Source organism: Actinokineospora terrae (assembly GCF_900111175.1).
GTDB classification, from domain to species: domain Bacteria; phylum Actinomycetota; class Actinomycetes; order Mycobacteriales; family Pseudonocardiaceae; genus Actinokineospora; species Actinokineospora terrae.
In genome coordinates this window covers 113,076-124,588 of record NZ_FOGI01000006.1, presented here as the reverse complement: position 1 = coordinate 124,588, position 11,513 = coordinate 113,076, and the positions used below count along the sequence as shown (strand labels likewise).

Here is an 11,513-nt window from a genome sequence, read left to right as displayed (position 1 = left end):
CGAGTAGAGGGAGGTAGACCATGGCAGAGGGCGACGCGCTGTCCACCCACGTCTTCGGGGTGCAGCTGGGCGGGTACGAGGTCGAGTCGCTGCAGGAGGTGAGCGGCCTGGTCGTGGAGGAGGACGTCGTGGAGGTGTCCCAGGTGACCCCGCAGGGCAAACCCCTGCTGCGCAAGCAACCCGGGGCGCGCAAGGGCGGCGAGATCGTGCTGACCCGCGGCCTCGACCAGAGCAGCGAGTTCACCAAGTGGCTCAAGGAAACCCTGAACAAGGGCGCGGTGGCCTCGGCGCGGCAGAACATCACCATCGAGGTCAAGGACAGCGAGGGCACCACGGTGCGCCGGATGCAGCTGATGAACGGGTGGGCCAGCAAGTGGGAGGGCCCCTCGCTCAAGGCGGGCGAGTCCTCCGCGGCGACCGAGAAGGTCACCATCACCTTCGAGGACATCGAGGTCGAATGAGGCGCCGGACGGTCAGCCTTGGCGACCTCGACGAGCTGGTCGAGGTCGGCAAGAAGAGCAAGCGGCAGTCGGAGCAGTCGTCGCACACCGAGTTCGAGTTCGAGCTGCCGCGCGGCTACGTCGACCAGAACGGCACCAAGCACCGCGCGGGCCGGATGCGGTTGGCCACCGCGCGCGACGAGCTGCGGCCGCTGATCGACGTGCGGGTCAAGGAGAACCCGGCGTACCTGAGCGTGGTGCTGCTCAGCCAGGTGATCACCGAGCTCGGCGAGGTGTCCGACGTGCACGCGGGCGTGGTGGAGCAGATGTACGCCACCGACATCGCGTTCCTGCAGGACTTCTACCGGCGGATCAACAGCGAGGGCCACACCAGGGCGGGCGTGGCGTGCCCGTCCTGCGGGTCCACCTTCGACGTCGACCTGGCGGGTGGGCGCCTGGGGGAATCGTGACGTACCCGCCCGACCGGCTGGCCGAGGAGGTCGCCTACGTGGCGTACCACTTCCACTGGCCGCGCGCGGAGATCCTCGACCTGACGCACGAGGAGCGCGCCGGGTGGGTGCGCGAGATCAGCCGGATCAACACCAGGGTCAACGGAGGGGGGTGAGCGGCGGTGTCCATCTTGGACCGCTTCCGCAAGCAGAAGTCCACACCGGACCGACCGGCGTGGGACGGGGGTTGGCGCGCGGTGCGGCCACTGGCCCCGGTGTCGGTGCGCGGCGGGGTCTCGGTGTCGGACGGTCTCGCCTTCCGCTCGACCCTCGCCTCCTGGCACGACCCGTCACTGGTGGGCGAGATGTCCCACTCGATCTCACCCACCGCCCCCTCCGGCGTCGCCCACGGCGTCGTCCGCGCCCCGACGGCCACCTCCCAACCCGGTCCACTGCTGCGCGCGGTCCAGGCACCGGCCGACTCTTCCTCGGTGCCGGTGGTCGAGCAGGCATCGCGCCCGGCCGTGCCCTCGGCCGGTCCGGGTGCGCCCGTGGCCGGGGTTCAGCGAGCCACGTCGCGGGGAGAGACGGCGAGCGTGGATGGCGCGGGACAGGCTGCCCGACCACAGACGCCCGGCGCCGGTCCGGTCACCGCGGCGTCACCGGTCGAGGCCGCCAACCGGGGCAACGCCCCTGCCGCACCCATCCAGCCCGAAGGTGCACCGTTGGTCCGGCCCGTCAACCCGGCGGTCCAGCGGGCCGCGCCGCCGGCTGTCGACCATGGCGGCACACCCGCTCGACCTGGTGGACCACAGATCCCCCCGCCTGTCGGCGCTGTGGCCCACCGGGCCATGCCGACGCACGGCACCCGGTCCCTCGGACCGCCCATTCGCCGCCACGAGCCAGTGGCCGACACCGCGGTGGCCCAGCGCGGGATGTCGTCGGGAGAGAGGACGAGCACACCGGCACGACCGGTCGGCTCGGTGGTCCATCCCGGCGCGTCCCCGGGCACACCTCTGGTCGGGCCGGCCGTCCAGCGGTCCGCAGGCCACGGCAACACACCGGAACGGCCCGCGCCCTCTCCCGCTGGTCCGAACACGCGGGTCGACACAGTGGTCCACCGAGCCGCGGTCGACACCGCAGCTCCGAGACAACCCACGCCCCCTTCAACAGGTCCGGGCACGCCGCTGGTCAGCCCGGTCGACGCAACCGCCCCCCGCGATACACCCGTGCCCTCATCGGCAGTCCCAAGCGTGCCACTGGTCGGCCCGGTCACACACCGGACCAAGCCCCCTGGCCCTGCCCGACTCGCCGGACCGCCACCCATCTCAGCCGATCAGAGCCCGCCTCTGGTCAAGCGGGTCACCCAGCCCGAGCCTCCTGGTCCCGCTACCGCACCGCAGCCGCCCGCCAGCCCCCCACCCACCTCAGCCAGTCCGAGCACACCACTCGTCAAACGGGCCACAGCCGACACCACCGACCACGGCAACGCCTCGACACAGCCGACGCCCCCTTCCGAACCTCCGAAGGCACTAGTCAGGCCGATCGACACGGTGTTTCCCCGGACCGGGTCCACTAGCCCCGGCACCGCACCGGAGCAGCCCACCGGACCGACACCCACCTCAACCGATCTGGGCACGCCACTGGTCTGGCCTATCAACACGGTCCTTCACCGGACCAAGCCCACAGCCCCCAGCACCGCATCGAAGCGGCCCACCGAACCGCCATCGTCCTCGGTCGGTCCAGGCACGCCACCGGCCGAGCGGGCCGACACAGTCCTCCGCCAAACCAACACCGCTGGCCGCAGCGACACACCACAGCGGACCACCGGACCGACGCCCATCTCATTCAGTCCCATCACGCCACTGGTCGGGTCGATCGACACAGTCCTTCACCGGACCAAGTCCGCGGCCCCCGGCACCACACCCGAGCGGCCCACCGAACCCGCGTCTACCTCAACCGGTCCGGACACGCCACTACTCGGACGGGCAAACACAGTCCTTCGCCAAACCAACACCACCGGTCGCAGCAACGCACCACAGCAGCCCACCAGACCGACATCCACCTCACCCAGCCCAATCACTCCACTAGTCGGCCAGAGCGACGCCGTCATTCACCACACCAACACCACCGGTCACAGCGACACACCGCAACGGCTCACCGGGCCGACGCCCACCTCGGCCGGCCCCGCCACACCACGGATCGGGCCGAGCGAAACCGTCGTTCACCAACACAGGACCACTCGCCCCGACAGTGCACCGCCGCGGCCCTCAGCCGGTCCGAGCACGCCGCTGGTCGGGCTCGGGGATCCCCAGCGGGTCGGTGCTGGGCGAGAGCCGGTCATCGGTGCGAGGTCCGGCCGAGGCACAACCCGAGCGCGGGTCGGGTCCCCGGTGCGGGAGCCGAGCCGCGTCACCCGGTCGGCGGCGCCGGCCCCTCTGGAGCACGTCGACCACTCCGGGACCGGGCCAAGCGAGCCCGTCCGCCCCACCCTCGGTACCGAGCCGGACGCGACTCGAGTCGAGTCCGGTCAGGTCGCCAGGAAGACCCCCGTCCAGCGAGTGGCCGCGGCAGGCCAGGCCAGCGGTCCGACGGCACCGGTCCTCGCGCACCGAGCCCAGGCAGACGGCAGACCCCCGACTCCGGTCACCCCACCAGGGCGACTCCCCCGGGTTCGGGTCCAGCCCGTCCAGCGCTCGACGCCCACTCCGGCGAAGCCGACGCTCGGCCGGGACCACGCCCTCCACCTCGCCCTCCACGTGGCTCGCCCCGGCACCGATCCCCACCGAGCCGACCCCACCCAACCCGCGGTCCAGCACCTCACCCCGGCACACACCCCCTCCGCCGCCCCACGCACCGTGGCCGCGAAGCAAGGCCCCTCACTCGCAGCCCAGCACCTCACCGGCCCCAACACCGTGGCCGCCAGGCAAAGCCCCCCACCCACCGCCCAACACCTCACCGGCCCCAACACCGTGGCCGCCAGGCAGAGCCCCTCACCACCGCCTCCTCCCCCACGCCCCGCACCCGTCCAGCGCAGGGCCGCGCCGAGGAAGCGATCCCGCACCGACCCCACCGCCGACCAGGACCTGGACGACCTGGCGCGCGGGCTGCTCGACCCGCTGACGCGCCTGCTGCGCGCCGAACTGCGCCACGGCCGGGAGCGCGCCGGGCACCGCAACGACCACCGCCGCTGAGAGGGACCCCATGACCAGCACCGTTTTCGCCACCACCGTGTTCTTCCAGCTGAGCATCGGCGGCAACGACCTCGGCGCGTTCCACACCTGCCAGGGGCTCGGCGCGCAGATGGAGGTGGAGCAGTTCACCGAGGGCGGCAACAACGGGTTCACCTGGCAGCTGCCCTCGCGGATCACCTGGTCGAACATCACCATGACCCGGCCGGTGACGGCGGACTCGGCGAAGGTGGTGCGCTGGCTCAACGAGGTGGTGCGGCGGGTGGAGCGCAAGAGCGGCGAGATCGTGGCGCTGGCGCCGGACCTGACGCCGATCACCCGCTGGCAGGTGCAGGGGATCGTGCCGGTGCGGTGGACCGGGCCGTCGTTCGACCCGGCGGACTCGCAGGCCGCGGTGGAGACGCTGGAGTTCGCGCACGAGGGCCTGCTCGCTTCCTGACCGGACAAAGGACCGATTGAGATGGCCGCACAGAGCCTGGCCCGCGCCCGGTTGGTGATCATGGAGCCGCCCGCGAAGGTGGGCGCGAAGCCGGGCGCGCGGCTGGCGAGCGTGCCGTTCCAGTTCAACCCCAACACCCTCGCGCTGGCCAAGAGCGTCGAGTGGCGGCGCAAGCCGTCGCGGATGGCGGGTCAGGCGGCGCTGCCGGAGTTCGTCGGCAGCGGACCGCGGACGCTGTCGGTGGAGGTCTTCCTCGACGCCACCGCCACGCACGACAACTCGGTGGAGGAACGGGTCGAGAAGCTGATGGTGGCGTGCGTGCCGACCAAGCGGAGCCTGGCGCGCAAGAAGCCCGCCAGCCCGTGGGTGCGGTTCGAGTGGGGCACCGCGCGGACCACGTCGTTCGACGGGATCCTGGCGAACCTGTCGGTCGACTACGCGCTGTTCGATGTGGACGGAAAGCCGCTGCGCGCGACCTGTGCACTGTCCATTGAGGAAGCTGGAGCGGACACACCAGGGCAGAACCCGACGTCCGGGTCGCCGGGTGCGCGCCGCACGCACCGCGTCGTCGCCGGGGACAGCCTGCCGCAGCTGGCGTGGCAGGAGTACGGGGACGCGACGCTGTGGCGGCCGATCGCCGAGGCCAACGACATCGACGACCCGATGGTGCTGCCGGTCGGCCGGGAGCTGCTGCTGCCCGGCGCGGCGGAGGTCAACGAGCAGGACGGAGTCGCATGAGGACCCAGGGCGGGCGGGCCTTCGCCGCCGATCCGATCATCGCCGCGCCGGGGCCGCTGCCCGCCCCGTGGGACAAGCAGTTGGTGAGCTGCGTGGTCGACGAGAGCGTCGGACTGCCGGACGCCGCCGTGCTGACCTACCGCGACGGCGACCACGAGATGCTCGCCGAGACCGGGATCACCATCGGCACCCCGCTGCGGGTGTCGGTGTCCACGGTGAGCGGCACCGCGCAGGAACTGCTGTTCATCGGCGAGGTCACCGCGCTGGAGCTGGACGCGGACACGACCGGCACGTTCACCGTGGTGCACGCGATGAGCAGGGCGCACCGGCTCTTCCGCGGCCGCAAGGTGGAGGCCTTCCGCAACATGACCGCGGCCGACATCGTGCGCAAGGTGGCCAGGGGCGCGGGCGTCACCGTGGGCAGGGTCGAGCTGGCGCCGGTCACCTACACCCAGCTCAGCCAGGCCGGGGTGTCCGATTGGGACTTCCTGTCCCAGCTCGCCCACGACCACGGCGTCGTGCTGCAGGTCGACGACAAGGGCGTCCTGCACCTGACGAAACCCGAACCGGCGAGCAAGGCGCCATCACCGAGCACGTCCGCCGCGGTCGACCCGCTGGTGCTCGAACACGGCGAGAACGTGACGGCCCTGCACGCGACGCTGACCAGCGCCGAGCAGGTCAGCGCGGTGGAGGTCCGGTCGTGGGACGTCAAGACGAAGAAGGCGCACGTGGCCGTGGAGCCAGCGCTCAAGAGCCGGACCGTCGCGCCGGGGATGACCCCGTCGGCGGTGTTCGGTCCCAGGGCGCGGATGCTGGTGACCGACACTCCATACGGGACACAAGCGGAGACCGCGGCCGTGGCGCGCGGGGTCGCCGCCTCGGCTGCCGCGGGGTACGGCGAGATCGAGGCGGTCGCCAACGGCAACCCCAAGCTGCGGGCGGGTGTTCCGGTGGCGCTGGCCAACGCGGGCGCGGCGTTCTCCGGTAAGTACACCGCGACGGCGGTGCGCCACGTCCTGGAGCCGGGGTTGGGCTACCGCACGGTGGTCACGGTGAGCGCCTCGGCCGACCGGTCGTTGGCGGGACTGGTGGCGGGGGCGAACGCTCCGGCCCGATCGCCGCGGATGCCGGGGCTGGCGATCGCCGTGGTGACCGACATCAAGGACCCGACCGAGCGCGGCGGGGTCCGGCTGAGGTTCCCCTGGCTGGACGACAACTACGTCACCGACTGGGTCCGAACCGTGCAGTGGGGCGGTATCCGCGGCGGCGGTGTGTTCAGCCCGGAGGTCAACGACGAGGTGCTGGTCGGGTTCGAGCAGGGCAGCCTCGACCGGCCGTACGTGCTCGGCGGGCTCTACAACGGCGTCGACAAACCGTCCACACACGACGTTCCGCTGGTCGACCGCAAGACCGGCAAGCTCAACCGGCGGTCGTTGGTCTCGCGCACGGGCAACCGGCTGGAGCTGCTCGACGGGACCGCCAAGTCCGGGGTGCGCATCGCCAGCGGCGACAAGCGCCTGGAGGTCGTGCTGGACGAGAAGACCGGGCGCATCGACGTCCGTGTGCGCGGTCGCGGTGGCGGTCGGGTGCTCAGCTCGATGCGCATGGACTCCCGCGGCGTCACCGTCGACGCCAAACGCGGCGCCCTGGTCCTCAAGGGACGGACGGTGTCGGTCGAGGCCGCGACCTCGGCGTCGGTCAGCGGCGGCACGGAAGCGGTCGTCAAGGGCCTGACGGTCCGGATCAACTGAGAGGAGACCGCGATGTTCCCCGCAGCACGCCTGGGCGACAAGACCAGCCACGGTGGCGCGGTCGGCCCGCCGCCGCCCGTCGTGGCGGCCAGGGTGGCGACCGTGCTGATCGAGGGCAAGCCCGCCGCGGTCATCGGCAGCACGCACGTGTGCGTCATCCCACCGCACGCCGCGCTCGGTCCCGGCAACGTGCTCCAGCCGCGCATCGGCCGGGTGCTCATCGGCGGGCTGGTCGCGGCCAGGGTCGGCGACAAGTCCACCTGCGGCGCCACGGTCGTGACCGGCGCGCTGACAGTCCGAATAGGAGGGTGAGCGTGGTCGCGGACTTCATCGGCCGGGGCTGGGGTTTCCCGTTGCGGGTCGGGCCGACCGGCGGCATCGGCATGGTCGAGCGCGACCAGGAGATCGAGGAGGCCATCTGGCTGATCCTGGGCACCGCGCCGGGCGAGCGGCCGATGCGGCCGGAGTTCGGCTGCGGCATCCACGACCACGTGTTCGCGGCGACCGACGGGGCGACCGCGGGTCACCTGGCGCGCGAGGTGCGCACCGCGCTGGACCGGTGGGAACCGCGGGTGGACACCGTCGCCGTCGAGGTCGACTTCGACCAGGTCGAGGTGGGCACGCTGCACATCTCGATCCACTACACCATCCGCGCGACCAACGACCAGCGCAACCTGGTGTTCCCCTTCTACACCATCCCCTCCGAAGGTGAGCCGGACTGATGGCCCTGCCCGCACCCAACCTGGACGACCGCCGGTTCCAGCAGCTCGTCGACGAGGCGAAGCGGTACGTGCGCGACCGGTGTCCCGAGTGGACCGACCACAACGTCTCCGACCCCGGCGTCACGCTGATCGAGACCTTCGCGCAGATGGTCGACCAGCTCGTCTACCGGCTCAACCGGGTGCCGGAGCGCAACTACCTGGCGTTCCTGGACCTGCTGGGCGTGCGGCTGTTCCCGCCGACCGCGGCGCGGGCTCGGGTCACGTTCTGGCTCTCGGCGCCGCAGGTGGAGGTCGTTCTGCTGCCCGCGGGAACCGAGGTGGCGACGGTCCGCGCGGAGACCACCGAGGCGGTCGTGTTCGCCACGACCACGCCGCTGCCGATCGTTCCGTGCGAGCTCGACGCGCTGGTCACCAGGAGCGCGTCCGGCGAGCACGTCGACCGCACCAAGGACCTCGCGGCAGGCCAGGACGTTCGGTGCTTCCAAGCGACCCCGGCCGTGGACGACTCGACCCTGTTCGGCCTGTCCGCCGCGGCGCCGGAGTGCGTGGTGGTGTTGCGCTTGGACAGTCGGGTGGAGGGCATCGGTGTCGACCCGCGTCAGCCGCCACTGGTGTGGGAGGCGTGGGACGGACGCGGTTGGACAGTCTGCGAGACCGATGAGGACAGCACGGGCGGGCTCAACCGGCCCGGCGAGGTCGTCGTGCACCTGCCCGCGTCGCATGTGGAGTCGGTGATCGCGGGCAGGCGGGCCGGGTGGGTGCGCGCCCGGGTGAGCGAACCCGAGGCCGGTCAGCCGTTCTACTCCGAGTCGCCGACGATCCGCGTCGCCGAGGCGTTCACCATCGGCGGCACGGTCGCCGTCGAGCACGCCGAGGCCGTGCCGGATGTTTTGCTCGGGCTGTCGCAAGGCGTTCCCGGGCAACGGTTCACCCTGCCCAGGACGCCGGTGCTGACCGATGGCGACCCGATCACCGTGCTGGTGTCCGATGGCGACGGGTGGCAGCGGTGGACCGCGGTCGAGCACTTCGGCGACTCGGGGCCCGGCGACCGGCACGTGGTGCTGGACGCGACGCTCGGTGAGGTGCGGTTCCCGCCCGCGGTGCGCACGGCTGACGGCGGTTTGCGTTACTACGGCGCGGTTCCGCCGAAGGGGTCGGCGGTTCTGGTCGAGCAGTACCGGACCGGGGGTGGCCGCGCGGGGAACGTCGCTCGTGGGGCGATCTCGGTGCTGCGCAGCTCGGTCCCGTACATCTCGGCGGTGGAGAACCGGGAGGCGGCTCGCGGCGGGGTCGACGGTGAGACGGTGGCGGAGGCTCGAACCCGTGCGCCGCAGGAGTTGCGCGTGCAGGACCGGGCCGTGACCGCGTCCGACTACGAACGCTTGGCGCATCAGGCGGCGCCCTCGCTGGCGCGGGTGCGGTGTCTGCCCTCGGCCGATGAACCGGGTGCCGCGCGTGTGCTGGTGGTGCCCTCGGCAACGGTCGGTCACGGTGAGCGGTTGCGGATCGAGCAGTTGGTGCCGTCCGACGAGGTACTGGCGGCCGTGGCAGGGCACCTGGACGCGCGGCGGCTGTTGGGGACGCGGGCGATCGTGAGTCCGCCGCGGTATCAGGGGATCACGGTGGTGGCGCGGTTGGTGGCGCCGGACGCTGACGTCGACGGGGTGCGGGCCGCGGCGCAGGACGCGCTGCACGGGTACCTCGACCCGATGACCGGGGGCGCGGACGGCACGGGGTGGGCGTTCGGCCGCGCGGTGCAGTACGGCGAGATTTTCGCTGTGCTGCAACGGGTTCCGGGGGTGGGCATGGTGGAGGAGATCCTGCTGTTCCCGGCCAACCCGCTGACCGGTGCCCGTGGTGGGCGGGTGGACCGGCTTGAGCTGACGCCGGACGCGCTGGTGTTCTCCCACCAGCACCAGGTGACCGTGGTGGGTGCGCAGTGACCCGGGCCGCGGTGCCCGGGCTGCCGAGCACGCACCCCATCGGGGAACTGCTGCCCGCGCTGTACGCCGCCGACGACTTCGCCTCGCGCTTCACCGCGGGCCTCGACGACGTGCTCGCGGTGGTCTTGTCTACTTTGGACAACCTGACCGCCTACCTGGATCCCGCGCTCACCCCCGAGGACTTCCTGACCTGGCTGGCCTCGTGGGTCGCCGAGTCCCCAGACCCCCGCTGGCCCGTGGAGGTCCGCCGCGAACTCGTCCGCCGTGCCATCGCCCTACACCGAGACCGCGGCACCCCCCACGGCCTGGCCACCCGCCTCCGCCTGACCCTCGGAGTCGGCGTGACCATCGCCGACGGCCCAGGCGTGGCCTGGTCCCCCTCCGCGGGCGCCGAACTGCCCGGCACACCCCCAGAACTCGTGATCCGCGTCTGGCCCGACCGATCCCCAGTGGACCAAGACCAGATCACCGCCGTCGTCGCCGCCCACTGCCCCCTGCACCTCACCCCGCAGATCGAGGTACTCCCAGCCCCACCCGAGGACCCCACATGACCCGCCCCTGCCCCGTCTGCGGCACCCAGGTCCACCCCACAGACGACTTCTGCGGCAACTGCGCCACCTACCTCGGCTGGTCCGCCTCCACCGACCCAGCCGACCCTGTCACGCTTCCTGCCGCTCCCGCACTCAGCACCGATCTCGCACAGCGGCCAGAGAACCCCGTCTCGCAACCGGTCGACAACCCGGTCTCCGGTTCCCAGGCCCACCGCCGAGACGACCCCGCCACGGGCACGAACAAGCCCACCCAACACGCCTCCGTGGGCACTCCCCCGCAGTCCGGAGGATCCGCCGACAACCCGACGACCGAGGTCTCAACCCGTCAGACAGGAGGATCAGCGACCGTCCATAACGGAACCCCGACCTCGGGCGCAACCGAACCCGCCACCGGCGCCGCTCATACGGCCACCAATCCGGCGGCCTCTCTCTTCGCCGAACCTGTCCCCGCACCCACTGCTCGTGGCCGCGCCGCCGACAATCCCCCCACCCCGACGCCCCCCGAACTGGACACCGCCCCTGTACTGCCGGGAAGACCAGTCGCCCAGCGCCCAGTCGCCTCCGCCGCCCAAGTCGACACCGTCGAGGGTCCCCCCTGCCCGGTGTGCGGGACGGCGAACCCGCCTGGCAGGAAGTTCTGCCGCCGCTGCGCCACCCCCCTCGACCCCGCGGCCGCCCTGTCCGCCACCACCAAGCGCCGCCGCTGGTCCTGGCACGGGGACCGGTCCCGCTGGCTACGCGCGATCGTCGCCCTCCTGGTCGTCGCGGCCTTGGTAGTCCTCGGCGTGGTCCTCTACCCCCACCTCGACCCCGCCATCCAGGACATCCGCGACCGCGTGTCCACCCCCGCTGCCGTCGCCCCCCGAACCGTCACCGCGACCGCCGAGCTCCCCAACCACCCGGCTCGCGCCGCCGCGGACGGCCTGTCCAACCGCTACTGGGGCACCCCCACGCCCGGCGCCCAGGCCACCTTCACCTTCGCCGAGCCCATCCGCCTGCTGTCCGTCGTGATCCACACCGGCCCCACCGCCGACCGGGACCACTTCACCGACCAGGCCCGCCCCACCACCGTCGACCTCACCACCACCAGCACCGGTGGCACCACCCGCACCACCACCATCACCCTCGCCGACGAACCCGGCCCCCAGCGCACCGACCTCGGCACCTCCGACGTCACACAGGTCCGCCTGACCATCCGCTCCGCCACCCCGCAAACCCCCACCACCCACATAGCCCTCGGCGAGGTCGAGTTCTTCCGCCGCCCCTGACCCACCCGGGTGACGGGCCTC

General features: G+C 72.1%; 12 protein-coding genes. All 12 read left to right on the top strand.

What is annotated here, in order from left to right; all coding sequences use genetic code 11:
- The first annotated feature begins 20 nt into the window (after positions 1-20).
- The 12 genes from BMY07_RS14595 (at position 21) to BMY07_RS35400 (ending at position 11,492) form a co-directional block, all read left to right on the top strand.
- Positions 21-461, top strand: a complete 441-nt coding sequence (locus tag BMY07_RS14595) for a phage tail protein (protein WP_092778576.1) — start codon at positions 21-23, stop codon at positions 459-461.
- Positions 458-910, top strand: a complete 453-nt coding sequence (locus tag BMY07_RS14590; protein ID WP_092778575.1) for a hypothetical protein — start codon at positions 458-460, stop codon at positions 908-910. Before BMY07_RS14595 ends, BMY07_RS14590 begins: the two co-directional genes overlap by 4 nt.
- Positions 907-1,065: a DUF6760 family protein gene (locus BMY07_RS34320; protein ID WP_177215585.1), complete on the top strand. Its 159-nt coding sequence runs from the start codon at positions 907-909 to the stop codon at positions 1,063-1,065. The genes BMY07_RS14590 and BMY07_RS34320 overlap by 4 nt, the downstream gene beginning before the upstream one ends.
- Positions 1,066-3,747: 2,682 nt before the next feature.
- Positions 3,748-4,083: a hypothetical protein gene (locus BMY07_RS14580; protein ID WP_143073490.1), complete on the top strand. Its 336-nt coding sequence runs from the start codon at positions 3,748-3,750 to the stop codon at positions 4,081-4,083.
- A 10-nt stretch (positions 4,084-4,093) separates the two neighbouring features.
- Entirely contained in the window at positions 4,094-4,519 is a 426-nt protein-coding gene (locus BMY07_RS14575) for a phage tail protein (RefSeq protein ID WP_092778571.1), read from the top strand.
- 21 nt (positions 4,520-4,540) lie between these two features.
- Positions 4,541-5,257: a CIS tube protein gene (locus BMY07_RS14570; RefSeq protein ID WP_092778569.1), complete on the top strand. Its 717-nt coding sequence runs from the start codon at positions 4,541-4,543 to the stop codon at positions 5,255-5,257.
- The gene (locus BMY07_RS14565; protein ID WP_092778567.1) at positions 5,254-7,008 is read left to right on the top strand and encodes a VgrG-related protein; all 1,755 of its coding nucleotides are present in this window, start codon (positions 5,254-5,256) and stop codon (positions 7,006-7,008) included. The genes BMY07_RS14570 and BMY07_RS14565 overlap by 4 nt, the downstream gene beginning before the upstream one ends.
- Positions 7,009-7,020: 12 nt before the next feature.
- A complete protein-coding gene (locus BMY07_RS14560; protein ID WP_092778565.1) occupies positions 7,021-7,320 on the top strand; it encodes a PAAR domain-containing protein in 300 nt (99 codons plus the stop codon).
- Positions 7,321-7,322: 2 nt separating this feature from the next.
- Positions 7,323-7,730, top strand: a complete 408-nt coding sequence (locus tag BMY07_RS14555; protein WP_218150675.1) for a GPW/gp25 family protein — start codon at positions 7,323-7,325, stop codon at positions 7,728-7,730.
- Entirely contained in the window at positions 7,730-9,673 is a 1,944-nt protein-coding gene (locus BMY07_RS14550; RefSeq protein WP_092778564.1) for a putative baseplate assembly protein, read from the top strand. The genes BMY07_RS14555 and BMY07_RS14550 overlap by 1 nt, the downstream gene beginning before the upstream one ends.
- Positions 9,670-10,224, top strand: a complete 555-nt coding sequence (locus BMY07_RS14545; protein WP_092778563.1) for a phage tail protein — start codon at positions 9,670-9,672, stop codon at positions 10,222-10,224. Before BMY07_RS14550 ends, BMY07_RS14545 begins: the two co-directional genes overlap by 4 nt.
- 602 nt (positions 10,225-10,826) lie before the next feature.
- The gene (locus BMY07_RS35400; protein ID WP_245782388.1) at positions 10,827-11,492 is read left to right on the top strand and encodes a zinc ribbon domain-containing protein; all 666 of its coding nucleotides are present in this window, start codon (positions 10,827-10,829) and stop codon (positions 11,490-11,492) included.
- Positions 11,493-11,513 lie beyond the last annotated feature (21 nt).